Source organism: Pseudoxanthomonas winnipegensis (assembly GCF_004283755.1).
Lineage (GTDB): Bacteria > Pseudomonadota > Gammaproteobacteria > Xanthomonadales > Xanthomonadaceae > Pseudoxanthomonas_A > Pseudoxanthomonas_A winnipegensis.
Genome location: NZ_SHMH01000006.1, coordinates 83,961 through 108,665, shown reverse-complemented (window position 1 = coordinate 108,665; position 24,705 = coordinate 83,961). Strand labels below are relative to the sequence as shown.

The 24,705-nt window shown below is 70.6% G+C and carries 18 protein-coding genes and 1 pseudogene; 9 read left to right on the top strand and 10 right to left on the bottom strand.

The features are described 5' to 3' along the window. Positions 1 to 22: 22 nt before the first annotated feature. The 5 genes from EAT51_RS12700 to EAT51_RS12680 all read right to left on the bottom strand — a co-directional run bounded on the left by EAT51_RS12700 (position 23) and on the right by EAT51_RS12680 (position 7,445). On the bottom strand, positions 23 to 1,039 hold the full coding sequence (locus EAT51_RS12700; protein ID WP_130520756.1) for a cupin-like domain-containing protein: 1,017 nt from the start codon (positions 1,037 to 1,039) through the stop codon (positions 23 to 25). Next, entirely contained in the window at positions 1,039 to 1,734 is a 696-nt protein-coding gene (locus tag EAT51_RS12695) for a SapC family protein (RefSeq protein WP_130520754.1), read from the bottom strand. The genes EAT51_RS12700 and EAT51_RS12695 overlap by 1 nt, the downstream gene beginning before the upstream one ends. 15 nt (positions 1,735 to 1,749) lie before the next feature. Beyond that, positions 1,750 to 3,300: a tryptophan halogenase family protein gene (locus EAT51_RS12690; RefSeq protein ID WP_130561714.1), complete on the bottom strand. Its 1,551-nt coding sequence runs from the start codon at positions 3,298 to 3,300 to the stop codon at positions 1,750 to 1,752. Positions 3,301 to 3,463: 163 nt separating this feature from the next. Further along, on the bottom strand, positions 3,464 to 6,559 hold the full coding sequence (locus EAT51_RS12685) for a TonB-dependent receptor (RefSeq protein WP_130561713.1): 3,096 nt from the start codon (positions 6,557 to 6,559) through the stop codon (positions 3,464 to 3,466). 265 nt (positions 6,560 to 6,824) lie between these two features. Beyond that, positions 6,825 to 7,445 carry a TIGR00645 family protein gene (locus EAT51_RS12680; RefSeq protein WP_130520748.1) on the bottom strand — a complete coding sequence of 207 codons (621 nt, stop codon included), beginning with the start codon at positions 7,443 to 7,445 and terminating at the stop codon, positions 6,825 to 6,827. Between the two features lie 112 nt (positions 7,446 to 7,557). On the opposite strand from EAT51_RS12680, the gene EAT51_RS12675 reads away from it, so the two are divergent. The 4 genes and pseudogenes from EAT51_RS12675 (at position 7,558) to EAT51_RS12660 (ending at position 13,167) form a co-directional block, all read left to right on the top strand. Continuing rightward, entirely contained in the window at positions 7,558 to 8,244 is a 687-nt protein-coding gene (locus EAT51_RS12675) for a glutathione S-transferase N-terminal domain-containing protein (RefSeq protein ID WP_130561712.1), read from the top strand. A gap of 297 nt (positions 8,245 to 8,541) precedes the next feature. Next, a pseudogene (locus EAT51_RS12670) lies at positions 8,542 to 10,770 on the top strand (S9 family peptidase). A gap of 244 nt (positions 10,771 to 11,014) precedes the next feature. Beyond that, positions 11,015 to 12,802: a DUF885 domain-containing protein gene (locus tag EAT51_RS12665; RefSeq protein WP_165422716.1), complete on the top strand. Its 1,788-nt coding sequence runs from the start codon at positions 11,015 to 11,017 to the stop codon at positions 12,800 to 12,802. A 5-nt stretch (positions 12,803 to 12,807) separates the two neighbouring features. Next, positions 12,808 to 13,167: a VOC family protein gene (locus EAT51_RS12660; protein WP_130561752.1), complete on the top strand. Its 360-nt coding sequence runs from the start codon at positions 12,808 to 12,810 to the stop codon at positions 13,165 to 13,167. A gap of 9 nt (positions 13,168 to 13,176) precedes the next feature. Here the strand turns inward: EAT51_RS12660 and EAT51_RS12655 are convergent, their stop codons facing one another. Beyond that, positions 13,177 to 13,629, bottom strand: a complete 453-nt coding sequence (locus tag EAT51_RS12655; RefSeq protein WP_130520745.1) for a hypothetical protein — start codon at positions 13,627 to 13,629, stop codon at positions 13,177 to 13,179. Between the two features lie 146 nt (positions 13,630 to 13,775). On the opposite strand from EAT51_RS12655, the gene EAT51_RS12650 reads away from it, so the two are divergent. The 5 genes from EAT51_RS12650 (at position 13,776) to aroE (ending at position 17,263) form a co-directional block, all read left to right on the top strand. Next, complete coding sequence (locus tag EAT51_RS12650; RefSeq protein ID WP_130561710.1) at positions 13,776 to 14,693, top strand: bestrophin family protein; 918 nt, start codon at positions 13,776 to 13,778, stop codon at positions 14,691 to 14,693. Positions 14,694 to 14,698: 5 nt separating this feature from the next. Continuing rightward, complete coding sequence (locus EAT51_RS12645) at positions 14,699 to 14,956, top strand: bestrophin family protein (protein ID WP_228257927.1); 258 nt, start codon at positions 14,699 to 14,701, stop codon at positions 14,954 to 14,956. Positions 14,957 to 15,030: 74 nt separating this feature from the next. Continuing rightward, the gene (gene hemB, locus EAT51_RS12640) at positions 15,031 to 16,023 is read left to right on the top strand and encodes a porphobilinogen synthase (protein WP_130520742.1); all 993 of its coding nucleotides are present in this window, start codon (positions 15,031 to 15,033) and stop codon (positions 16,021 to 16,023) included. 4 nt (positions 16,024 to 16,027) lie between these two features. Then, on the top strand, positions 16,028 to 16,375 hold the full coding sequence (locus EAT51_RS12635; protein ID WP_130535328.1) for a hypothetical protein: 348 nt from the start codon (positions 16,028 to 16,030) through the stop codon (positions 16,373 to 16,375). A gap of 48 nt (positions 16,376 to 16,423) precedes the next feature. Beyond that, positions 16,424 to 17,263: a shikimate dehydrogenase gene (aroE, locus tag EAT51_RS12630; RefSeq protein ID WP_130561709.1), complete on the top strand. Its 840-nt coding sequence runs from the start codon at positions 16,424 to 16,426 to the stop codon at positions 17,261 to 17,263. A gap of 701 nt (positions 17,264 to 17,964) precedes the next feature. On the opposite strand, the gene EAT51_RS12625 is transcribed toward aroE, so the two are convergent. The 4 genes from EAT51_RS12625 to EAT51_RS12610 form a co-directional block, all read right to left on the bottom strand. Then, positions 17,965 to 18,606, bottom strand: a complete 642-nt coding sequence (locus EAT51_RS12625; protein WP_130561708.1) for an exopolysaccharide biosynthesis protein — start codon at positions 18,604 to 18,606, stop codon at positions 17,965 to 17,967. 87 nt (positions 18,607 to 18,693) lie between these two features. Then, complete coding sequence (locus EAT51_RS12620) at positions 18,694 to 22,140, bottom strand: PAS domain-containing hybrid sensor histidine kinase/response regulator (RefSeq protein ID WP_130561707.1); 3,447 nt, start codon at positions 22,138 to 22,140, stop codon at positions 18,694 to 18,696. 473 nt (positions 22,141 to 22,613) lie between these two features. Then, the gene (locus EAT51_RS12615; RefSeq protein WP_130520732.1) at positions 22,614 to 23,888 is read right to left on the bottom strand and encodes a sensor histidine kinase; all 1,275 of its coding nucleotides are present in this window, start codon (positions 23,886 to 23,888) and stop codon (positions 22,614 to 22,616) included. After that, positions 23,878 to 24,573, bottom strand: a complete 696-nt coding sequence (locus EAT51_RS12610; protein WP_130520729.1) for a response regulator transcription factor — start codon at positions 24,571 to 24,573, stop codon at positions 23,878 to 23,880. The genes EAT51_RS12615 and EAT51_RS12610 overlap by 11 nt, the downstream gene beginning before the upstream one ends. Between the last annotated feature and the right edge of the window lie 132 nt (positions 24,574 to 24,705).

Genomic DNA, 24,705 nt, shown 5'->3' with positions numbered 1-24,705 from the left:
GCGGCTCGATTCCTCGTGACGCTCAGCGGTTGAGCCGCTGCAGCAGGCGCGCGCGCAGCTCGCGCGCGCGGATGTCGTCCATCGGCGCCAGCGCGCCGCGCGCCTCGGGCGCGATGTGCGCCACCGTCTCGGCATCGGCGTCGAATACGTAGTGGCGGAACACCTCGCGCCAGTGTTCGCGCTCGTGCGCGGGCAGGTCCCGCACGCTCAGCAGCGCCAGCATCAGCGCGTTCATCGGCGAATCCATATAGGCCGGGCTGCGCCGCCACCAGTAGTTCACCAGGATGTTGAACGGCGCCAGGCCTTCCATGTGGTGCCACCACAGCGAGGGGATCAGCACCGCGTCGCCGGGCTCCAGCACCGCGACCTGCGCGTGGCGCAGCGCCTCGGCGAAGCGCGGATGGGCCTCGAAGTCGGGAGCGGCGAAGTCCACCAGGCTGATCGCCTGCCCGGCCGGCGTGCGGTCCAGCGGGCCGATGTACAGATTGGCCAGCTGCTCGGGCGGGAACAGCGTGACCCGGCGGCGGCCCGCCACCACGCAGGCGATGTTGTCGGGGATGTCCTGGTGCGCGGCGATGCGGGTACGGTTGCCGATCCAGATGCTGGCCAGCGGCATGCGGGCGCCCAGGTCCAGATCGTTCTCGGCGCGGAAGCCCGGCAGCCAGGTATCGATGGTCGTCGAGCCGACGTAGATCGCCGGCGGCGCGGGCGCGTGCAGATAGCCCAGCAAGGTGTCCAGCACCACCGGCAGCGGCACGCGCTCCTGGCGGAAATTGAAGCCCTGCTGCCCATCGGTATAGAAGAAGCGGCCGCCGGTCTCGGGCGCGGCCACGGTGGCGACCACCGGGTCGGGGCGCGCGAAGCGGCGCAGATAGGCCACCGCCTCCTGCGCCGACGCCGCACCGGCCCTGGCTATCGGCCAGTCGGCCACCACGCCACGCAGCACCAGCGGCTGATCGGAGGCCAGCAGCTCGGGGCCGAGCGTGTCGGCGCGCAGGCCGTGGCGTTCCTCGATCGGGCGCGGCGTGGCGGGCTGCATTACGCGCCCTGCTCGAGGCGGCCGATCAGGTCGCGCAGATGCGTCATCGAGGCGAGCGCCATGTAGATCGGCTCCAGGTGACCCGCGCGCGACAGCGCCTGCAGCGCCTCGCCGTCCAGCGCACGCAGGCGCTCCTCGTGGATGGTGTAGCAGCCGCGCAGATGAATCTCCTGCCCGCCCGTCAGCTTCACGTCCAGCACGAACGACTCCAGCAGCGCATGCGACAACAGCGCCTGGACGAAGGCGCCATTGCCGGCCAGCCCGTCATGCAGGGTGCGCAGCAGCGCGACCATGTGCTGCAGCAGCGGCGCGTGGCCGCCATGCTCGAGGAACAGTGGCTCGCCCTGCGGATCGATGCGCGGATGTTCCAGGTCCACGTGCAGCATCGGCTCGCCCTGCGCGTCGTGCCCGATCGCGAACGGCTGACGCTCGACCGCCATCGGCACGTAGTGGGCATCCCAGCGATCGCCGCGCAGGAACAGGTTCTGCCCCGGCTGCAGGCCCAGCAGCGCCAGCGGATGGAACACGCCTTGGGCGTCCTTCTGGAACACGATCGGGTAATAGGCCTGCAGCGCGCGGAACTCGCCCGGGAAGGTCACCACCGACATCGCCGCATCGTCCACCCCCGCGCCGTGGCGGGTGGAGACGCGCAGGTCGCGATGGTCGATGTTGTTGAGCAGGGCGTGACGCGGCATCGGCATTCCAGAGAATCAAAGACGGGGCAGGCCATGGGCCTTGATGTGCTCGACCAGCGCGCGATGGCTGGGCAGCGCCGGCAGCATGCGCTGCACCAGCGCCGCGCTCTCGGCGAAGCAGGCCTGCGCGGCCTGCAGGTCTTCCGAGCGCCGCGCGGGACGGGAATGCGGACGCGCGCCCATGCCGTAGAGGATGTACTGCCAGCTGGCCGAAGGAAAGATCTCCTCGCTGCGCGGAAAGTCGCTGCGCGAGGGCGCCTGATGACGCCACAGCTGCAGCAGTTCGCGCAGGCGCGGCGGCAGGCTGGCGTCCTCGCGATGCGCCTGCCAGTAGGGCGTGGGCCGGCGGCTGAGCACGTAGTGCAGCTTGAGGAACTCGATCACCCGCTGCCAGCGGTAGGCGAAGGTCTCGTTGAAGCGCGCGGCCAGCAGATCCATCTGCGCGCGCGTGGCCGGCATCTCGTCGGCCAGGCGCGCGGCGGCCAGTTCCACCAGCACCAGCGAGGAGGCCTCCAGCGGTTCGACGAAGCCGCTGGCCAGGCCGACGGCCACGCAGTTGCGGTGCCAGGCCGTGGGCCGATAGCCCGGCTGGAGATCGATCCGCCGCGCCGGCGGCAGCGTCGCCGCGGCGGGGCCGCCGGTGGCTTGGATATAGGCCCGCAGATCCGCTTCGGCCTCCTCGTCGGAGGTGAACGCGCTGCTGTAGACATGGCCGACGCCACGCCGCGCCGACAGGCCGATGTCCCAGATCCAGCCGGCGCGCTGGGCGGTGGACAGCGTCTGGCAGGCGATCGGCGCATTCGGGTCCGCATAGGGCACCTGCAGGGCCAGCGCACGATCGTTGAACAGGATGTCTTCGACGCCGACCGGCGAGATGCCGTAGTGCGCGCCCAGCAGCAGCGCGCGCAGGCCCGTGCAGTCCACGAACAGGTCGCCTTGCAGCGCGGGCTGGTCGCGCACCGCCAGCGCGGCGATGTCGCCGTTCTCGTGGCTGAGCACCGCGTCCATGTGGCCGACGACGTGCTGCACGCCGAGGCGTTCGACGCAGTGCTGGCGCAGGAAGGCGCCGAGCCGGGTCGCGTCCAGGTGATAGGCATAGTTGGCGACCGCCGCGTACTCCGGGGTGGCGAACTGCTTCGGCCCGCGCCCGGCATCGCACAGATGCGGCTGGAAGCAGGCCAGATGCGCGAAGGGCAGCTCGCCCTGCGCCGCCCAGGCCACGGCCAGCTGCGTCTCGCCATAGCCCTTGGGCAGGGTGAAGGGATGGGTGTAGCGATCGTGCGCGCCGCCATCGACCCAGCCGACGAACTGCGAGCCCTGCTTGAAGGTCGCATCGCAAGCGCGCACGAAGTCCGCCTCGCCCACGCCGATCCGGCGCAGCGTGTCGCGCATGGTCGGCCAGGTGCCCTCGCCGACGCCGATCGCCGGCACGTCGGGCGACTCGAGCACGCTCACCCGCAGGGTGGGACCGTGGCGATCGCGATGCTCGGCGGCGATCAGTCCGGCCGTCAGCCAGCCGGCCGAGCCGCCGCCCACGATCACCACATGCCGGATTGCCTCGTCCATCGCGCTTCCCGAACCTTCAGCCTGCCTATCAAACGCGACGGGCCACTGGTTTGCCAGTGGCCCGTGCGCAGCGCCTGTCCGCCATGCGGCGTCCCTGCAACTGCCAACCAACCTCGCATCGCCGTTCCCGCGGACGCGGGAGCGGCGGATGCCACAGGCGCGCTTAGAACTTGTAGCGCGCGCCGAACATGTAGCGCGGCCCGAACTGCTCCAGCGAGTACACCTGGTGCTTGTTGCGGCCGTGCACACGGGTGGACTCGTCGGTCACGTTGATGCCTTCCAGCGACACGCTGAAGTGGTCGTTGATCTCGTAGCTGAAGCTGAGATCCAGCTGGCCATAGGCTTCGACGTAGAGCGGGTTGTCGCCCTTGCCATCGCCCAGGGCGCTGAGGAACTCGTCGCGCCAGTTGTACGCCGCGCGTGCTTGCCACGGGCCCTTGTCGTAGAACACCACGAAGTTGGCCGTGTCGCTCAGGCCGGTCAGCGCGAACTGGGTGCCCAGCACGCCGTTGTTGTAGGTCAGGCCCGAATCGACCTTGGTGTAGTTGGCCGCCACACCGAAGCCGGTCTCGCCGAACACGTGCTGGATGTTGAACTCCCAGCCATCGAGCTTGTCCGAGCGGTTGTTGACCGGCTTGGAGATGTTGAACGCCAGCACCGGGTCGCCCGGCTGGCCGACGATGCTGCCCGTGGCCGCGTTCACGCCCGGATCGCCGTCGTGGTTGGCGAAGATGTAGTCGCGGATGCAGGGACGGTCGGTCTGCGCGCAGCCGGCGGCCACGGCCTCGTTCCAGTACGCGCCACCGGCCGGGGTGTACAGGTCCGGGATCGGGGTCTCGCGCTGGGTCTGGCGGGCGATGAAGTTGTCGATCTTCTTGTAGAAGTAGCCGACCGAGACATAGCTGCCCTCGGCGTAGTACCACTCCCAGGACAGGTCCAGATTCCTGGACACCAGCGGCTTGAGCGCCGGGTTGCCCGAACCGCCGCCGCCGCCGTCGTAGCGCGCCGGGCTGCCGAGCGTCTGCGCGGCATTCAGGTCGCCCCAGTTGGGACGGCCGATGGTCTTGCCGGCGCTGAAGCGCAGCTTCATATCGGAGGTCAGGTCCAGGGCCAGGTCCAGGTTCGGCAGCCAGTACTTGTAGTCGCCGCCCAGGGTGTAGAACTCGTTGCCCTGGTAGACCAGGTTGAACTCGTTGGCGCTGGCCCAGTTGACCGCCACCGGCGCCGGCTGCAGCGCCGAGGCGGTGACCTTGGTGTCCTCGTAGCGCACGCCAACGGCCACGCTCAGCGGCATGGACAGATCAAAGGTGTTGCTCCACTCCAGGTAGGCGCTGTGCGACTTCTCCTGCACGCGGCTGTCGCCCACCGTGCGGCTGGCCGAGCTGCCCGGCACCGCGGCGCCGGAATAGTCGGTCGAGGCCAGATAGTCCTCCGGCACGCCCAGGCCGGCGTTGGTGCGGGCATTGGCCGCGGCCTGGCGCATGGCCTCGAAGTCGAACAGGAAGAACGCATCGGAGAAGGCCGGGCTGTTGGCGCCGCCGCCGTCGAAGTAGTCGCCCATGTGCGCGAGCTTGAACAGCGAGTCGTCATAGGCGCCCGGGCCGGCGGGCACGTTGCCGCCCCAGGTATCCAGCTGCACGTTGGTGAAGGCCGAGCGGTTCTTGTACTCGGTGCTGGACACGCCGAAGTTCAGCTTGGAGTAGTCCTCGAACTGGAACTGGCCGGAGAGCTGGCCCTGCTTGATCTTGGCCTTCTGGTAGTCGTTGCGGAACACCGAGCCGGTGGCCTGCATCATCGACGGGTCGATCTCGCTCATGCCGGGAGGCAGGTTGAGCATCAGGATCGGGAAGTCGCCGCTCATGTCGAAGCCGGCACCCTGGCGAAAAAAGCCGGCGGTGGACATGGTGTTACTGGAGCCGTACGGGCTGTCCGGACGCGATTCGGCGCTGGAGTCGTGGTAGTCGAAGTTCAGGCTGAAGCTGTCGGTCACCCGCCAGTCGACGTTGAAGCCCAGCGACTTGTTCTCGTGCACCACGGCGGTCTTGGACGCGCCCATGGCCAGGTCCGAGCAGCCCGGGTCGCTCGCGCCGCCCGGATAGACGCGCGGCGTGCAGCCGTAGGTCTCGTGATAGGTCAGCGGCGAGGAGCCGGAGCCATCGGTCCACGAACTCTGATCCGGCGTGAAGTTGAACCACACCGACATGTCGTTGCGCGCCGACTGGATCTTGTTTTCCGAGTAGGTGTAATCGAGCGTGGCGGTCAGGTTGTCGGTCGGCGCGAACTGGAAGGCCAGCTGGCCGTTGGTGCGCTGGCGATGCACCGAGTTGACCGAATAGCCCAGGCTCTGCGGCATCGAATACACATCATTCGGGCCGGGACGGTTGGTGACGTTGGGCGAGGCGGCCAGCGCGCCGTTGGGGCCGCCCACGCCGTTGGCCTGCGGGGTATCGATGTAGGTCTGCCAGCCGTTGCCCGGCGCGACCTGGGCCAGGGCCGACCCGGACTCGCGGTCCTGGCGGCTGGCGCTCAGCGAGATGCCGAAGCGGTTGTCGGCCCAGGTGTTGCTGAAGATGCCGGAGATTTCCGGCGTGACGGTCTTGCCTTCGTAATGGCCCGGCAGATCGTCGTCGGAGGTGTCCACCACGCCCTTGACGCCGGCGCTGGCGTGGAAGCCCGGGTTCTCCAGCGGACGGGAGGTCTTGATGTTGATCGTCGCGCCGATGCCGCCGGCCGGGGTGCTGGCGCGGCTGGTCTTGTAGACCTCCACCGCCGAGATCGCCTCGGAGGCCAGATCGGAGAACTCGAACGCGCGGCCGCCGGTGGCGGTCGGCATCTGGCGGCCGTTGAGCAGCACCAGGTTGAAGTCCGGGCCGACGCCGCGCACGGTGACCTTGGAGCCTTCGCCGTTGCTGCGGTCGATGGATACGCCGGTGATGCGCTGCAGGGACTCGGCCAGGTTGGTGTCCGGGAACTTGCCCATGTCCTCGGCCACGATGCCGTCGACCACACCCTGCGAATCGCGCTTGAGGTTGGCCGAGGACATCATGCTCTGGCGGATGCCCTTGACCTGCACGGCGTCCAGGTTGGTGGCATCGGTGCTGGACTGCGCGCTGGCGTTGCCAGGCGTGGCCTGCGCGGCCGAGCTGGCCGGCGCTTGATTCGATTCCGGCGCGGTCTGCGCGGCGGCCGTCGCGGACAACGCGACCAGCATCGCCGACACCAGCAACCGCCGACGCGGCATGGCAACCATCTGCTTCATACGACCCTCCCCAGGTGCGGATATGACGAATGCCGTCCGAGCCCTTGAATTCAGGTCTCGTACACGGCAGGTGCGCCGTTTTGTCAGAGGGTGACAGCGCTGTCACGCCGCATCGCAGCACCGCGCCGCAGGGGCATGCGCCGCCATCGGAAGCGGACGCGGATGGCGCCGGCGGCAAAGGCCCGCCACGCGGGGCTGGAATCGTTTACGTTCCGTTAGGAAGCGATGACAACGTTGGTCACCGGCGCGACTGGCGCCGAAGCGCTCAGTGCGCGGCGCGTTGCGCGGATTGCGCGCCCTGCATCAGGCGGTCGGTCCAGGCGATGCCGATGGCCGACAGGATGAAGACGCAGTGGATGATGGTCTGCCACAGCACGCCCTGCGGGGTGAGCGTGGAGCAGCCGGTAGTGCCGATCGCGCTGGCCGCGGTGGCGCTGGCCAGCAGCTCGGGCGAGCAGAACGGCAACCCGCCCAGCGCCCCGGCGGCGATGAAGGTCTTGAGCAGGTGGATCGAGGAGATGCCGATGATCGCCATCGCCAGCTTGACCTTGAGCACGCTGGCGTTGACGTGGCTGAGCCATTCGGGCTGGTCGGGATGGCCTTCCAGCCCCAGGCGCGAGACGAAGGTCTCGTAGCCGCCGACGATCACCATCACCAGCAGGTTGGAGATCATCACCACGTCGATCAGCCCCAGCACGATCAGCATGATCTGCTGCTCGCCCAGGCTGGGCGCCTCGTGGATCAGGTGCCACAGCTCCTTGCCGAACAGGAACACGTAGACGCACTGGGCCAGGATCAGCCCCAGGTACAGCGGCAGCTGCAGCCAGCGCGAGGCGAAGATCAGGCCGGCGATGGGGTTGAGGCGGGCGGGCGGCTGGGGCGACATGGCGGAACGATTCGTCTCGTGGGCGCGGCAGCGTAGCCAGCCGCCCATGACACTGCCAAGCGAAGCCGCGCCGTAGACTCGGCTTCTTTCAGCACTGTAAGGAACCGGCGCGATGATCGACCTGTACTACTGGCCCACGCCCAACGGGCACAAGATCACCCTGTTCCTGGAAGAGGCCGGGCTGGACTACACGATCAAGCCGGTGGACATCGGCAAGGGCGACCAGTTCGCCGCCGAGTTCCTGGCCATCTCGCCCAACAACAAGATGCCGGCCATCGTCGACCACGCCCCGGCCGACGGCGGCGCGGCGCAGAGCGTGTTCGAGTCCGGCGCGATCCTGCTGTACCTGGCCGAGAAGACCGGCGCCTTCCTGCCGGCCGAGGCCCGCGCGCGGATCGAGGTGCTGGAGTGGCTGTTCTGGCAGGTGGGCGGACTGGGGCCGATGCTCGGCCAGAACCACCACTTCAACCAGTACGCGCCGGAGAAGATCCCCTACGCGATGGACCGCTACACCAACGAGACACGGCGCCTGTACGGCGTGCTGGACAAGCGCCTGGACGGGCGCGACTTCATCGCCGGGGACTATTCCATCGCCGACATGGCGGCCTATCCGTGGATCGTGCCGCACGCCAAGCAGAAGATGGACCTGGTGGACTTCCCCAACGTGGCGCGCTGGTTCGACGCCATCAGCCAGCGCCCGGCGACCGCACGCGCCTACGCCCTGGGCCCGCAGGTCAATCCCGCCCTGGGCGAACCGCTGACCGAGGAACAGCTCCGGCACATGTTCGGCCCGCGGTAAACCTTCCGCGCGGTGGAAGCCGCTTGCTCGGTGGGAGAACGGTGAAGCCGCTTGCTTGGTGGGAGAACGGTCTGTCAGGTCAAGCCGCGGCCTCCTTGTAGAGCGGAGCTTGCTCCGCTGCTTTTCTGCCGGATCATGGGAAAGCCCCAGCGGAGCAAGCTCCGCTCTACAGGGGGAGCCGCCCTTGTGGCCTTTTCGGCCAATGGCGGCGATGGGGCTTTCCCGGTAAAGCCCCTCGCCGCCATGGCGGCTCCCACCCCAGCCCCAACCGCATGTGGCATCGACGATCATGTCCACATGAACCGCGCCACTGCCCTTTCCCCGCAGCCACTCACCCTCGACGCCATCACCGGCGATGCGCCGCTGAGCGGCCCGAGCCTGCTCAAGCCCACCCTGTCGCCCGACGGGGCGCGCGTGGCCTATCTGCGCGGCCGCGACGGCGCGCGGCACCGGCTGGACCTGTGGTGCTACGAGGTCGCGGCCGGCGAACACCGGCTGCTGGTCGATGCCGACCACGTGCTGCCGCCAGGCGGGGAACGGCTCAGCGCCGAGGAAGCCGAGCGCCGCGAGCGCCAGCGCATCGCCGCCTACAGCGGCATCGTCGACTACCAGTTCTCGCAGGACGGCGCGCGGCTGCTGTTCCCGCTGGGCGGCGCGCTCTATCTCTACGACCTGCGCGCCGCGCCCGCGCAGGCGGTGCGGACGCTGACGCACGCCGAGGAGGGCTTCGCCACCGATGCGCGCTTCTCGCCGCGCGATGGCTTCGTCGGCTTCATCCGCGGACGCGATCTGTGGGTGGTGGACCTGGCCGACGGCGCGCAGCACCGGCTGACCCACGACGGCGATGCGGTCATCGGCAACGGCGTGGCCGAGTTCGTCGCCGACGAGGAGATGGGGCGCCACACCGGCTACTGATGGGCCCCCGACGACAGCGCGCTGGCGTTCGCGCGCATCGACGAATCGCCGGTGCCGCTCAAGCAGCGCAGCGAGATCCACGCCGACCGCACCGTGGTGGTCGAGCAGCGCTATCCGGCCGCCGGCGAGCCCAATGTGCGGGTGAGGCTGGGCGTGATCGCGCCCCGCGCGGGCGCGGCCCCGCGCTGGATCGACCTGGGCGACGAGGCGGACCTCTATCTGGCCCGGGTGAACTGGCGCGACGCGCAGCGCCTGACCTTCCAGCGCCAGTCGCGCGACCAGCAGCGCCTGGACCTGATCGAGCACGATCTGCGCACCGACGCGCAGCGCACCCTGATCACCGAGACCTCGCCGACCTGGGTGCCGCTGCACGATGCGCTGCACTTCCTAGCGGACGGGCGCTTCGTGTGGGCGTCCGAACGCAGCGGCTTCCTGCATCTGTCGCTGCACGAGGAGGACGGCAGGCTGCGCACGCCGCTGACCGCCGGTGCCTGGCCGGTCGATGCGCTGCTGGGCGTCGATGCGGCGCGCGAGCAGGTGTACTTCAGCGCCGGCATGCGCGGCGGCGAGGCAGCGCCGACGCAGGCCCATGCGTTCGCCGTGTCCTTCGACGGCGGCGCGCCGCGGGCGTTGACGCGGGAGGCGGGCGTGCATGCGGTGCGCTTCGCGCGCGATGCCAGCGTGTTCGTCGATCACTGGTCCAGCCCGTCGGTGCCGCCGCAGCTGGTCCTGCATCGCGCCGACGGCACGCCGCTGGCCGCGCTGCTGGCCAACGACCTCGACGATCCCCGCCATCCGTATGCGCCCTACCGCGCCGCGCATCGCCCGCCGCGATTCGGCACCTGCCTGGCCGCCGACGGCGTCACGCCGCTGCATACCAGCCTGCTGCTGCCGCCCGGCTTCGACCCGGCGCGGCGCCACCCGGTGATCGTGCACGTCTACGGCGGCCCGGCGGCGCAGACGGTGACCGAAAGCTGGCCCACGCGCGGCGATGCCTGGCTGGACCAGGTCCTGGCCCAGCGCGGCTATGTGGTCTTCAGCGTGGACAACCGCGGCACGCCGCGGCGCGGGCGCGCGTTCGGCGGTGCGCTGTACGGTCGGCAGGGCACGGTCGAGGTGGACGACCAGTGCGCGGCGGTGGACTGGCTGCGCGCGCAGCCCTGGGTCGACCCGGCGCGCATCGGCGTGTACGGCTGGTCCAACGGCGGCTACCTGACGCTGATGCTGCTGGCGCGCGCGCCGCAGCGGTTCGCCTGCGGCGTGGCCGGCGCCCCGGTGGTCGACTGGGCGCTGTACGACACCCATTACACCGAACGCTACATGGGCCATCCGCGCGACAACGCCGACGGCTACGCCCAGGCCAGCGTGCTGACCCATGCAGCGGGCATCGCCCCGGGCGCGCTGTTGCTGCTGCACGGCATGGCCGACGACAACGTGCTGTTCTCCAACGCCACCGCCCTGATGAGCGCCCTGCAGGCGCGCGGCACCGCCTTCGAACTGATGGCCTTCCCCGGCGCCCGGCACGGCCTGCTCGGACACGACGCGCGGTTCCGCTACCGGATGATGGAAGACTTCTTCGCGCGCAAGCTGGGGGTTGGCAGCGCAGGCTGACGGCTTCGGCCATCCGCTCCGCCCCCTCCCTTTCGCCGAAGGCGAAGGGGAGCTCGAAGTCGCGGCTAGCGACTGAGGGGGTGGGGTGCTCTTGCTCTTCGCTTCGGCGGCTTGCCCGGGAAAGCCCCAACCCCTCCCCAGCCCTCCCCTGCGCTGCGCGCAAGGGAGGGGGCCTATGGTTGCCTCGGCCCACAGCAGTGCGTAGCGTCGCCGCACTCTCCTTGCCTGCCAGGTGTCGTCCATGATCAAGCCGCTGGTGTTCGCCCTTGCCCTGGCGCTGTGCGCGCCGCTGCCCGGCGTGGCGGCCGAGGCCGCCTCGCCGGCCGCGCCGGCCTGGGTCGCGCGCAGCAACACCTACGCCGAGGCGCTGCTGGAGGCGCAGGCGGCCTTCATGCCGGAGATGGCGAGCCAGGTGGGCCTGTCGGCCTACGACGCGCGGGTCGCCGATCTGGGGCCCAACCAGCCGGCGCGCTATCGCGCCGCGATGACCGCGGCGCGCGCCAAGCTCCAGGCCGCGCTGCAGACCGAGCGCGATGCCAACGTGCGCCAGGACCTGCAGATCCTGCTGCACGCGGTGGACATGGAAATCCAGGGCAGCCAGCTCAACGAGGCGCTGCTGCTGCCGTGGGTCGACGCACCGCAGTCGGTGTTCAACGGCATCAACAACCTGCTCTCCGACCAGGTGCCGCCCGCGCGCCGGGCCAAGGCGCTGGACCGGCTGAAGGCCTACGTGGGCCTGACCCCGGACAGCACGCCGTTCACCACGCTCGCGCGCCAGCGCTACGAGGAGAAGCTGGCCAATCCGGCGCTGCTGCCGCCGACCAGGCTCGAGGTCGAGCGCGCGCTGTCCAACGTGGACACCTACATCGACGGCATCCGCGAACTGTTCACCGAATACAAGATCGCCGGCGCCGAGCCGGCGCTGGCGCGCATGGCCGCCGAGCTCAAGGCCTACGCCGACTGGACCCGCGGCACCGTGCTGCCCAAGGCGCGCACCGACACGCGCCTGCCGCCGCAGCTGTACGCCTTCCAGCTCAGGCAGGTCGGCATCGACATCGATCCGCAGCAGCTGATGCAGCGCGCGCAGGTGGAGTTCATGGAGACCCGCGCGGCCATGCAGCAACTGGCGCCGCAGGTGGCCAAGGCGCAGGGGCTGCGCGACACCGACTACCGCGCGGTGATCAAGGCGCTCAAGCGCGGCACCATCGCCAACGACCAACTGGAGGCGCACTACCGCGATGTGATCGACCGGATCGATCCGATCATGAAGCGCGAGCGCATCGTCACCGTGCCCAAGCGGCCGCTGCAGATGCGGCTGGGCTCGGCCGCCGAGAGCGCCGCCTCGCCCGCGCCGCACTACCTGCCGCCGCCGCTGGTGGGCAACACCGGCCAGCAGGGCCAGTTCGTGCTGCCCATCGGCAACCCGTCGGCCGATGGCCAGGACGCCGGCAGCCGCTACGACGATTTCAACTTCGCCGCCGCGGCCTGGACGCTGAGCGCGCACGAGGGTCGCCCGGGCCACGACCTGCAATTCGCCGCGATGGTCGAACGCGGGCTGTCGCTGGCGCGCACGCTGTTCGCGTTCAACTCGGTCAACGTCGAGGGCTGGGCGCTGTACGCCGAGGCCGAGATGGTGCCCTACGAGCCGGCCGAGGGGCAGATGATCGCGCTGCAGTTCCGCCTGCTGCGCGCGGCGCGCGCGATGCTGGACCCGATGCTCAACCTGGGCCTGATCGACCGCGAGCGCGCGCGCCTGGTGCTGGAACACGACGTCGGGCTGTCGCCGGCGATGGCGCGCCAGGAGCTGGACCGCTACACCTTCAACGCGCCCGGCCAGGCCGGCAGCTACTTCTACGGCTATAGCCGGATCCTCGAACTGCGCATGCAGACCGAACTGGCGCTGGGGCCGGCGTTCGACCGGCAGGCGTTCAACGACTTCCTGCTCGACCAGGGGCTGCTGCCGCCCGACCAGCTGGCCGAGGCGGTGCGCACGCAGTTCGTGCCGCGTTACGCGGGCAAGGCCGCGCCATGAAGCCGCTGGTCGTGCACCGCGTGGTCGCCAATCTGGCCACGCCCGATCCGGCCGGGCTGGCGGCGTTCTATCGGGCGGTGTTCGATCTGGAGCTGGCGATGGACCACGGCTGGATCGTGACCCTCGCCAGCGACGCGGCGAGCATGACGCCCCAGGTCTCGCTGGCCAGCGAGGGCGGCAGCGGCACGCCGGTGCCGCAGCTGTCGATCGAGGTGGACGATGTGGCCGGCGCCTATGCGCGGGTGCAGGCGCTGGGCGCGCCGGTCGAATATCCGCTGACCGACGAGCCCTGGGGCGTGCGACGCTTCTTCGTGCGCGATCCGGCAGGACACCTGCTCAACGTGCTGGCGCACCTGCCGCGCTAGGGCCTTGGGTCAGGGCGTGGCGGGCGCCGTCTCGGCCGCGCGCTCGGCGCCCGGCGGGACATAGATCGCCACGCCGTTGGCCTGCTTCTGCTGGGTCGGGATGCCGATGCCGATCCCGCCGCCGACATGGCCGCCATAGCTGCCGCCGCCGACCGACAGGCCCACCGGCGAGCGCCCGCCGGCGCCGGCGCCGATCAGCACCACGCCATTGGCGCCGAGCTTGGCGGCCTCGTTCTTGAGCCGGCGCATGGCCGCGTCGGTCTGGCCCTGGGTGCCGAAGCCGACCGCGCTCTGCGCCTCGAGCTGGGCGATCTGCACCGCGCCGGGCGGCACGGCGGTGTAGACGCGCACGGTGGCCGGGTCCACCGGCGGGCGCGGCGAGGACAGCATCACCTTGGTGGTGCCGGCGCAGGCGGCCAGGCTGAGCAGCAGCGGGGCGAGGAACAGGGCGCGCTTGGACATGGTCGAAACTCCGGCTATGGGCGAGGACGGCCCTCCAGGCCGGCATGATCCACGCCGGGCGCTGAACCGCAACGTCCCAGACGGCGCGTGGCGCCGCGCGGGCGTCGGGGCGATCATGGCCTGTCCGGTTTTCCTGTCCCCCTCGCATGATCCTGCGTCCACGCCCCACCACCTGGCAGCTGCTGTACCTGATGCGCGGCTCGATCCTGCCGCTGGTAGCGCCGCGGCTGCTGTTCGTCGGCGCGGTGGCGTGCCTGGCGTCGTGGTTCGCCCAGCGTCAGCCGCACGCGTTCGCGCAGATCACCGTCGCGCCCTTCACCCTGATCGGCATCGCGCTGTCGCTGTTCCTGGGCTTCCGCAACAGCGCCTGCCACGAGCGCTGGTGGGAAGGCCGCAAGCAGTGGGGCGCGCTGCTGGTGCACACCCGCGCGCTGGCGCGGCAGACCGATGCCCTGCTGGCGCAGGCGCCGCAGCTGCGCACCGAGCTGCTGCGCGCGGCCATCGGCTTCACCCATGCGCTCAACGCCCGCCTGCGCGGCGGCCAGACGGCGGCCGCGGCCGCGCCCTGGCTGCCGGACGAGACGGCCGCCGCCATCGCCGCCGCGCCCAACCCGACCGACGCGGTGCTGGGCTGGATGAGCCGCCGGCTGGGCCAGGCCCTGCACGATCAGCAGGTCCATCCGCTGCTGTATCCGAGCCTGGCCGCGCCCGTCGCCGGCCTGGGCGAGGTGCAGGCCGCGTGCGAACGCATCCACGGCACGCCGCTGCCGTTCGCCTACACGCTGCTGCTGCATCGCACCGCGCTGCTGTTCTGCACGCTGCTGCCGTTCGGCCTGGCCGGCGATAGGGCCTGCCCTCCACTCCCGAGTAGGCCGCGCCGCCCTTGCGCGTGCCCGGGGCAAGGAAGCGTGAGGGAGTGGACGTCCGTCCACGACCGAGCAATGACGCCGTCCCGGGTGCGCGCAAGGGCGGCCCTCCGGGTTGGCGCTGCAAGGCCGCCATCTTTGCGCCGCGCGGCTTGGCCTGACGGCCAGTCAAGCCTGCGCCACGCGACGCAAACCTGACGGCCTTGCAGCGCCAACGCGGCCTACTCGGGAGTGGAGGGCAGGCCCCAGGCTGGGCCACGCCGCTGCTGTCGATGCTGATGGCCTATGCGATGTTCGGCCTGGACGCGCTGGGCGACCAGCTGGAAGACCCCTTCGGCCGCGCCGACAACGACCTGCCGCTGGACGCGCTGACCCGCACCGTGGAGATCGAGCTGCGCGCGGCGCTGGGCGAGACCGCGCTGCCGGCGCCGCTGCAGCCGCAACGCTTCGTCCTGACCTGATCGCGCCAACGCCGCGCCGGTCCGCGCGGCGCGGGGGCGTATCCTTGTCGGGTTGACGCTGGAGTTCTTCCCGTATGGCCTACCCCGCCCACCGTCCGCGCCGCATGCGCCGCGACGATTTCTCGCGCCGCCTGATGCGCGAGCACACCCTGACCACCAACGACCTGATCCTGCCGGTGTTCGTCCACGAGGGCGAGGGCCGCATCCCGGTGCCGTCGATGCCCGGCGTGGAGCGCCTGTCGATCGACGAGCTGCTGCGCGTGGGCGAGCAGGCGCTGGAGCTGGGCGTGCCGGTGCTGGACCTGTTCGGCGTGCCCGACCCGGCCGCCAAGACCGACGACGGCCGCGTGGCCTGGGACGAGCAAGGCATCATCCAGCGCGCGATCCGCGCGCTCAAAAGCCGGTTCCCCGAACTGGGCGTGATGACCGACCAGGCACTGGACCCGTACACCACGCACGGCCAGGACGGGCTGATCGACGAGACCGGCTACATCCTCAACGAGGCGACCATCGAGGCGCTGATCAAGCAGTCGCTCTCGCACGCGGCCGCCGGCGTGGACATCCTCTCGCCCAGCGACATGATGGACGGGCGCATCGGCGCCATCCGCGGCGCGCTGGAAGCCGAAGGCTTCATCCACACCAAGATCATGGCCTACTCGGCCAAGTACGCCAGCGCCTTCTACGGCCCGTTCCGCAACGCGGTCGGCAGCGCCGGCAACCTGGGCAAGGGCAACAAGTTCACCTATCAGATGGACCCGGCCAACCTGGACGAGGCGCTGCACGAGATCGCGCTGGACCTGGAGGAAGGCGCGGACATGGTCATGGTCAAGCCGGGCATGCCGTATCTGGACGTGCTGCGCCGGGTCAAGGACACCTTCCGCCGCCCGACCTTCGTCTATCAGGTCAGCGGCGAGTACGCGATGCTCAAGGCCGCCGCGGCCAATGGCTGGCTGGATGGCGAGGCGGTGATGATGGAATCGCTGGTCGGCTTCAAGCGCGCCGGCGCCGATGGCGTGCTGACCTACTTCGCCCTGGACGCGGCGCGCTTGCTGCGCCAGCGCGGCTGACGCGATGAGCGCCGGCATGGCCCTGCAGGCGCTGCTCGGCCTGCCCCTGGTCTGCGCCACCGCCTTCGCGCTGCTGGTGGCGCTGATCGCCCCGCGCGTGCCCGGCCGCACCCTGGTGCGCTGGGGCGCGGCGCTGATGCTGCTCGGTCAGGTGGGCGCGCTGGGCGTGAGCGTGGGCCAGACCCTGCTGCTGCAGCGCACCCTGGCCGGCGGCGGCAGCCTGCAGCAGGCCGGCGTGGTGATCGGCCTGATCCACATGGGTCTGGGCGTGATCGCGGTGGTCGGCCTGAGCCTGCTGGCGGTCGGCTTCCTGCGCACGGCCCGGGCGGCGGCCGGCGCCATGCCGCGCTGAAGCCCGGCATGGGACACTAGGCGCTCGTCGTCCCATCCGAGTGCCCGCATGAGTCGTTACGCGCTGTTTGGCCGGTCCGTGGCCAAGTCGCCCTCCCCGCAGATCCACGCCGCCTTCGCCCGCCAGACCGGCATCGCGATGGAATACGTCGGCCTGGACGTCGAGCCGGGCGCGCTGCCCGCCGCCCTGGACGCCTTCGCCGCCCGTGGCGGCCGCGGCGCCAACGTCACCGTGCCGCACAAGCAGGCCGCCTTCGCCGCCTGCACGCGCCTGAGCGAGCGCGCCCGCACCGCCGGCGCGGTCAACACCCTGCGCCTGGAAGAGGGCCAGTGGTACGGCGACAACACCGACGGCGCCGGCCTGGTGCGCGACCTCACCGGCCGCCACAGCCTGGACCTGCGCGGCCGACGCGCCCTGCTGCTGGGCGCCGGCGGCGCCGCGCGCGGCGTGGCCCCGGCGCTGCTGGAGGCCGGCGTGCGCGAGCTGGTCATCGTCAACCGCAGCCCCGAGCGCGCCGATGCCCTGGCCGACGCGCTGGGCGAACCCGGCCGCGCCCATACCCGCTACTGGGAAGACCTGGCTGGCATCGGCGACTTCGAACTGGTCATCAACGCCACTTCGGCCGGCCGCGACGCCGGCGCCCCGCTGTCGCTGCCCTTCGCCCTGTGCAACGACATGACCGGCGCGGTGGACCTCAACTATGGCGAGGTGGCCATCCCCTTCCTGGCCTGGGCCCGCGCCGCGGGCCTGCGCACCATCGTCGACGGCCTGGGCATGCTGGTCGAACAGGCCGCCGAAAGCTTCGAGATCTGGCACGGCGTGCGCCCCGACACCGACCCGGTCTACACCCTGCTGCGCGAGGGCGCCCCGGAACCGGCAACAGCCTGAGCCGCTTAGCGCTCGCCTTTGCAGTTGCGGTTGCGGTTGCGGTTGCCTGTGCTTTTGTTTTTGCGGTTGCTGTACCTGTCTGAGCCGTAAAGCGAGCCGAGCATCGCAGGAAGACGGGGCCGAAGAGGGGCCCTGTTTGAGCGAAGCGAGTTTGGGCCCCGTGCCCCGTCTTCCGAGAAGCGCAGGGGACCGCCGCGCAGCGGCGGCTCGCGTCCCGGCGAGAAGCGGTTTTGGCTACTTTTGACAAGACAAAAGTAGCTCGCGCGGCGAAGCCGTGCGAAAGCTTTGCTTTTGCTTTGCTTTAAGAAGCGCCTGCATGGCGCTCAAGTTTTACTTGCAAATTTAAAGCAAGACTTGTCAGTAGCTGGCGCTGGAACTTGTAGGACGAAAGCAACGCGCCTGCGGCGCGCCAAGTGCAAAGCTTTCGCGCCTGCGGCGCGACTTCCTTTTGTCTTGTCAAAAGGAAGCAAAACCGCTTCTCGCCGGGACGCACGCCGACGCTACGCGTCGGTCCCCTACGCTCCTCGCAAAGCAGGGCACGGCGCCCAAACTCGCTTCGCTCAAACAGGGCCCCTCTTCGGCCCTGCTTCGCTGCGGTGCTCGGCGTGCTTTACGGCTCAGACAGGTAAAGCAACAGCAACCGCAAAGGCAACGGCAACGGCAACGGCAACGGCAACGGCAACGGCAACGGCAACGGCAAGCTAGGCCATCAAACGTTGCAACGCCTCCCGCAAGGCGAGCCCGCCGCCGCCGATCAGCACGCCGAAGTAGACGATGCTGGCCAGATTCATCAGATGGCCCAGCAGCGCCGCGACGCCGTCGCGCTGCATCAGGCCGATGGCCAGCAGCAGGATCGCCAGCGCCGGCAAGGTGTTGGAGAAGGGCACGAAGCCGAACGGCGCCATCAGCAGCAGCGCGCCCAGCACCAGGCCGGCGTCGTTGACCGTCTCGGCCGGGCGCGAATCGACCAGCGCGGGCAGCCGGTGCGGGCGGCTGATCTTCTGCAGCCGCCCGACCCAGACCATGCCGCGGCCGAGCGCGCTGCGCAGCCGGTCCGAGGGCAGCTGGCGTTCGCGCAGCCGCGCCGGCAGCCACAGCGGGCGGCGCAGCAGGCGGCACACGCCGACCAGCAGGATGCCGGCGCCGAACACCGTGCTCACCCCGGGAATCGACACCGGGATCAGGAACACCAGGGTCAGCAACGCCGTCAGCAGCAGCAATCCCTGAGGCCCGAACTGGTCGAGCAGCGCGTCCAGGCTGAGCTGGTCCGGCGGCAGGTGGTCGATGGCCTGTTGCAGCTGGTCGCCCAGCGCGGTGGTGGACGGGTCGGGCGCGGCGCGCATGCGGGATCCGAAACGAAGGGGACCGCGAGCCTAGCCCGGCCGCGCATGTCGGCGCTGTCAGTCGGCGCCGACAAACGCAGGCGCGATTCAGCGCGCGGCGGCGCCGTGCGCGGCCAGGAAGGCGCGCAGCGAGGCCGGCTTGACCGGCTTGGTCAGCAGGCGATAGCCGCGCTCGCGCGCCTGGGCCTTGAGCTCGTCGCGGCCATCGGCGGTCAGCAGCGCGCCGGCGATCGGGCCCGGGCTGGCGGCGCGCAGCGCGTCCAGCGTATCCAGGCCCTCCAGGCGGTCGTGCAGGTGGTAGTCCACCAGCATCACCGCCGGCGCCTCGGCCACCACGCGCTCCAGCGCCGCATCGACGGTGGCGGCGGTGACCACGTTCACCCCCCAGCGGCCCAGCAGCACGCGCATGCCGTCCAGGATCTCCTGGTCGTTGTCCACGCACAGCACCTTGAGCCCGGTCAGCGAGTCGCTGGCCGGCATCCGCCGCGGCACCGCCGGGCGGGCGCTGATGCTGGCCGCGCGCGGCACGGTGATCGAGAACATGCTGCCCTTGCCGACGTTGCTGCGCGCGTCCAGCGGCGCGTCCAGCACGCGCGAGATGCGCTGGCAGATCGACAGGCCCAGCCCCAGGCCCTGCTCGCCCCAGTCGAAGGGCTGCTGGTAGCGCTGGAACTCGTCGAAGATCTGGCGCATGTGCTGCGGCGGAATGCCCGGGCCGGTGTCCCACACCTGCAGCTCCAGCTGCGCGCCGCGGCCGCGCATGCCCAGCACGATCCGGCCCGAGCGGGTGTAGCGCAGCGCGTTGGCGATGAAGTTCTGCAGCACCCGGCGCAGCAGGCGGCGATCGCTGCGCACCGGAGCGCGGTCGCGCACGTGCACGCGCAGCTGCAGGCCGCGGCCGGCGGCCACCGGCGCGTACTGCGCGGCCAGCTCGCGCATGACCTCGGCCGCGTCGAAATCGGTCAGCTCGGCGCGCAGGCGGTTGTGGTCCATGCGCGAGACGTCCAGCAGGCCGTCGAGCAGCTCCTCGGCCGCGCGCAGCGAGGCGTCCACGCGCTCGGCCAGACGCACCTGCTCGGCCGCGTCGCCGCCGCTCTCGCGCAGGGCCGAGGTGAACAGCCGCGCCGCGTTGAGCGGCTGCAGCACGTCGTGGCTGATGGCCGCCAGGAAGCGCGACTTGGACTGCTGCGCCGACTCGGCCTCCTCGCTGCGCTGGGCCACGCGCTGTTCCAGGTTCTCGTTGGCTTCCAGCAGGGCCAGCTCGACGCGCTTGAACTCGGTCACGTCGTTGTAGCTGGTCACATAGCCGCCGCCGGGCAGCGGCTGGCCGCGCATCTCGATCACCTGGCCGTCGCTGCGCGTGCGCTCGAACACGTGCGGGCTGCCGGCGCGCATGTAGCCGATGCGCTTGGCGATCTGTTCCTCGACATCGCCCTCGCCCAGCTCGCCGCGCTCGGCGTTGTAGCGGATCAGGTCGGCGACCGGGCGGCCGACGTAGAGCATGCCCTCTGGATAGCCGAACATGGTCTGGTAGCGGCGGTTCCAGGCCACCAGGCGCATCTCCGGATCGACCACGCTCACGCCCGAGCTGATGTTCTCCAGCGTGGAGGAGAGGATCTCGCGGTTGAAGCGCAGCTCCTGGCCGGCCTCGTCCAGCACCGCCACCACCTCGCCCAGCTCCATGCCCGAGCCGCGCAGCACGCTGGTCAGCACCAGCCGCGCCGAGGCCGCGCCGATGGCCGAGGCCAGCAGGCGTTCGGTGAACTGCACCCAGGCGCGGTCGGCGTTGGCGTCGAGCTTGAGCTCGCGGCCCAGCTCGCGCGCCTGCTCGGCGAAGGCGCGCGAGGCATGGCGTTCGCCCACCACGCGCTGGGCCAGCGACATCAGGTCGGCCACGCGCACGTTGCCCGGCCACTCGCTGGCGATCAGCGCGCGCCGCTGCGCGTACGGGTCCAGGAACGGCACGATGCGCAGGCGCTCGTCCAGCGAGGGCCGCCATCGCGCCGAGACCAGCATCATCGTGGCGGTGTTGAGCAACAGCGACCAGAACGTGCCGTGGGTGAGCGGATCCCAGCCGCTCAGGTTGAACAGCTGCTGCGGCTTGAGCCAGGCGATGCCGAACGGCCCGGTCTCCAGCCACTCCGGCCCCAGCCAGCCCGAGGCCGACAGCGTCGGCAGCAGCAGCGTATAGCCCCATACCGCGAAGCCCGCCGCCATGCCCAGCTCCACGCCGCGCTTGCTGGCCCCGCGCCAGTACAGCCCGCCGATCAGCGCCGGGGCGAACTGCGCCACCGCGGCGAAGGCGATCAGGCCGTAGCTGGCCAGCGTGCTGTCGCCGTTGCTGCCGCGGTGATAGGCATAGGCGCACAGCGCCAGCACCAGGATGGTCACCCGGCGCACCCACAGCACGCGCGTGGCCACGTCGGCCGCGTCGTGGCGCTCGCCCCAGCCGCGGCGCAACAGGATCGGCATGACCAGGTCGTTGCTGATCATGGTCGCCAGCGCGATGCTGGCCACGATCACCATGCCGGTGGCCGCCGAGAAGCCGCCGATGTAGGCGGCCATGGCCAGCTTGTCCTGGCCGATGGCCAGCGGCAGGGCCAGCACGAAGGTGTCGCCGGCCTGGGCGCCGTGCCCGCCGAACAGCTCCACCCCAGCGGTGGCGATGGGCACCACCATCAGCGAGATGATCACCAGGTAGGCGCCGAACATCCAGCGCGCGCGGCGCACATCGCCCACGTCGCCGCATTCGACCACCGCCACCTGGAACTGGCGCGGCAGGCACAGGATGGCCAGGAAGCCCAGCAGGGTCTGGGTGAGGAAGCCGGCCGGCGGCTGGCTCTCGAACAGCGTGCGCGCCGCCTCGCCCAGCGGGTGGTCGCGCACGCTCAGCCAGTGCCAGGACACCAGGCCCACGGCCACCAGCGCCACCAGCTTGACCACCGACTCCAGCGCCAGGGCGGCCATCATGCCGTGGTGGTGCTCGGTGGCATCGACCTGGCGGGTGCCGAACAGCGCGGCGAACAGCGCCATCAGCAGCGCCACGTACAGCGCCGGATCGTGGAAGAAGCCGGTGGTCTCCGGGTTGTGCCCGGTCAGCACGCCCAGGCTCATCGCCACGGCCTTGTACTGCAGGGCCAGGTAGGGGATGACGCCGAACAGCGCGATCAGCGTCACCAGCGCGGCCAGCCGGCGCGAGCGCCCGTAGCGCGAGGAGATGAAGTCGGCGATGGAGACGATGTTGTGGCTGCGTGCCAGCAGCGCCAGCCGCTCGATGATGCGCCAGGCGAACACCATCAGCAGCAGCGGGCCCAGGTAGATCGGCAGATAGCTCAGGCCGTGGCGCACCGCCGTGCCCACCGCGCCGTAGAAGGTCCACGACGAGCAGTACACCGCCAGCGCCGCCGAATAGATCACCGGGCGCAGCCAGCGCAGGTTGGGATACAGCCGATAGCGGTCCCCCAGCCACGCCACGCCGAACAGCACCGCGGCGTAGGCGACGGAAATCCCCAACAGGACCCAGCCTGAGATCATCGTGTTCCTTAAGGATGTGCGGCGCGCGGACGGCGCGCCCGGCGGCCAGTGTACTGAGCGGCGTCGGGAAAGCCCCGTCGCCGCCATGGCGGCTCCCACAGGAGCGCCGGCCGTCACCGCCAGCTGACAGCCGCCAGCCGCCAGTCGCCAGTCGCCAGTCGCCAGTCGCCAGTCGCCAGCAAAGTCTCCACCGTCATTCCCGCGTAGGCGGGAATCCAGGGACTTTGCTCCTGCGCTTCGACGCCCTGGCTCTCCCGCCCGAACGTCCATGGATTCCCGCTTTCGCGGGAACGACGGATTGGGAGGATCGGCGGAGCGACGGCGTTGCAGGCCGTTGCGCGCCAGCACCGCGGCGATTGTGGTGGGAGCCGGCATGGCGGCGATGCGGCTTTACTGGCAAAGCCTCATCGCCGCCATGGCGGCTCCCACCAAGCGGACTGACTGGCCACCGCAGCGCCACAGGCGCCGCGGATTCATTCCGCCGCGCAGAAGCGCAGGCGGGCCACGGTGCCGCGGCCGGGGTCGGAGTCGATGCGCAGCTGCCAGCCCAGGTGCTCGCACAGGCGCGCGATCAGGTCCAGGCCGATGCCGCCGCCGTCGCGGCCGCCGCCGCGGGCCATGCGGCTGTAGACCGCGCTGATCTCCTCCGGCGACATGCCGTGGCCGGGATCGCGGATCACCACGGTCGCGCCGGGCTCCAGGCCCACTTCGATGCGGCCACGGTCGCTGTTCTCCACCGCGTTGCGCAGCAGGTTGCCGATGGCGGCCTGGACGATGGCCAGCGGCGCGTGGATCACGCATTCGGCCATGGGCGCGATCACCAGCTCCAGGTCGCGGCCCTCGGTCAGGTGCTGGTGGTCGGCCACCACCTCCGGGATCAGGTCCTGCAGCGCGACCAGGTCGGCGTTGCGGGTCAGCCGCGAGGGATCCTTGGCCAGCACCAGCAGCAGCGAGATCAGCTGCTCGACCTTGCGCGCGGTGCGACGCACGCGCAGCAGCGGCGCGCGCACGGCCGGCGGCAGGTCGGGGTGTTCCAGGGCCAGGTCGTTGGCGCCGGCGATCACCGCCACCGGGGTGCGCAGCTCGTGGCTGGCGCTGTCGATGAAGGCGCGCTCGCGCTCGACGAAGCGCGCGTTGCGCTCCAGGTAGCCGTTGAACGCCTCGCCGATCACGCGCAGCTCCTCGCTGGCGTCGGGCGGCACGTCGATGCGGGTCTGGGTCGCGTCCGGACGCAGGCCGGCGATCTGCCGCGCCAGTGCGCTCAGGGGCTGCACCGCCCGGCCCAGGCCCAGCGCCATCAGCAGGCCGAAGATGATGATGGCCACCGCCGCGGTCACCACCGTGGAGAAGGTCACCCAGCCCTCGACGCCTTCGAACTTGGTCAGGTCCAGGGCCAGCGCCAGCCGCCCGAACTCGGTGTCCTCCACCAGCACCACGTGCTTGACGTGGTTGATGAAGAAGTCGTCGTGCAGTCCGGGTTTGAGCCGGGCCAGCTTCTTGGGCAGGTTGGCGTCGTGCTGCAGGAAGTACATGTGCTCGGCCGGGTCGTCGATCCAGTTGTAGCCCGGATCGGCCCGCCGGCGTTCGACGAAATGCTGCAGGTCCGAGCGCATCAGCGAGCGCCAGACCTGGCGCTCGGCGTGCTCGTTGACTACCTCCCCGCCGATGACCACCGCGGCGGTGACCACCACCAGGTAGACCAGCGCCCAGCGCAGCAGGCGCGCACGCAGTGAAGGCCTACGCGCCATCGCGCGCCATGGGCTGGGCGTGCAGGCGGTAGCCCACGCGCGGCAGGGTGTGGATCAGCTTGGTCTCGAACGGCCCGTCCACGCTGCGGCGCAGTTCGTAGATATGCGAGCGCAGCATGTCCCCGTCCGGCGGTTCGTCGCCCCACAGCGCCTGCTCCAGGCGCTGGCGCGCCACCGCGCCCGGGCTGGCCTGCATCAGCACCTCCAGCAGCTTGCGGCAGGCCGGGTACAGGTGCAGCGGCCGCCCGGCGCGCTGCACCTCCAGCGTGGCCAGATCCAGGGTCAGGTCGGCCACCTGCAGCACGCGGCGCCGGTTGCGGCCCTCGGCGCGGGCCAGCAGCGCCTCCAGGCGCACCTCCAGCTCCTGCATGGCGAAGGGCTTGGTCAGGTAGTCGTCGGCGCCGGCGCGGAAACCGTCGACCTTGTCGGGCAGCTCGTCGCGCGCGGTCAGCATGATCACCGGCACGGTGCTGGCGTGCTCCTCGCGTAGCCGGCGCAGCACCTCGCGCCCGTCCATGCGCGGCAGCATCCAGTCCAGCAGGACGGCGTCGAAGGCCTGGGTGGTGGCCAGGTGCAGGCCGGTGACGCCGTCGGGCGCGGCGTCCAGCGCATGGCCGCGCGGTTCGAAATAGTCGAACAGGTTGGCCACCAGGTTGCGATTGTCTTCGATCACCAGCAGACGCATGGCGAGGGTCCTTGCAGGGGCCGCCGGCAGGAAGGCGGGCGGCGCGGGCGCGCATGGTGCACGGCCGCACGTCGGAAAGCCGTGTGGGCGCGCCGGCCGATTGTCCCATATGCTCCAGCGGCTGAACGCCTA

Coding starts and splice junctions, on each gene's coding strand:
- EAT51_RS12700 (WP_130520756.1), bottom strand. CDS start 1,039: ATGCAGCCCGCCACGCCGCGCCCGATCGAGGAACGCCACGGCCTGCGC.
- EAT51_RS12695 (WP_130520754.1), bottom strand. CDS start 1,734: ATGCCGCGTCACGCCCTGCTCAACAACATCGACCATCGCGACCTGCGC.
- EAT51_RS12690 (WP_130561714.1), bottom strand. CDS start 3,300: ATGGACGAGGCAATCCGGCATGTGGTGATCGTGGGCGGCGGCTCGGCC.
- EAT51_RS12685 (WP_130561713.1), bottom strand. CDS start 6,559: ATGAAGCAGATGGTTGCCATGCCGCGTCGGCGGTTGCTGGTGTCGGCG.
- EAT51_RS12680 (WP_130520748.1), bottom strand. CDS start 7,445: ATGTCGCCCCAGCCGCCCGCCCGCCTCAACCCCATCGCCGGCCTGATC.
- EAT51_RS12675 (WP_130561712.1), top strand. CDS start 7,558: ATGATCGACCTGTACTACTGGCCCACGCCCAACGGGCACAAGATCACC.
- EAT51_RS12655 (WP_130520745.1), bottom strand. CDS start 13,629: ATGTCCAAGCGCGCCCTGTTCCTCGCCCCGCTGCTGCTCAGCCTGGCC.
- EAT51_RS12650 (WP_130561710.1), top strand. CDS start 13,776: ATGATCCTGCGTCCACGCCCCACCACCTGGCAGCTGCTGTACCTGATG.
- hemB (WP_130520742.1), top strand. CDS start 15,031: ATGGCCTACCCCGCCCACCGTCCGCGCCGCATGCGCCGCGACGATTTC.
- EAT51_RS12635 (WP_130535328.1), top strand. CDS start 16,028: ATGAGCGCCGGCATGGCCCTGCAGGCGCTGCTCGGCCTGCCCCTGGTC.
- aroE (WP_130561709.1), top strand. CDS start 16,424: ATGAGTCGTTACGCGCTGTTTGGCCGGTCCGTGGCCAAGTCGCCCTCC.
- EAT51_RS12625 (WP_130561708.1), bottom strand. CDS start 18,606: ATGCGCGCCGCGCCCGACCCGTCCACCACCGCGCTGGGCGACCAGCTG.
- EAT51_RS12620 (WP_130561707.1), bottom strand. CDS start 22,140: ATGATCTCAGGCTGGGTCCTGTTGGGGATTTCCGTCGCCTACGCCGCG.
- EAT51_RS12615 (WP_130520732.1), bottom strand. CDS start 23,888: ATGGCGCGTAGGCCTTCACTGCGTGCGCGCCTGCTGCGCTGGGCGCTG.
- EAT51_RS12610 (WP_130520729.1), bottom strand. CDS start 24,573: ATGCGTCTGCTGGTGATCGAAGACAATCGCAACCTGGTGGCCAACCTG.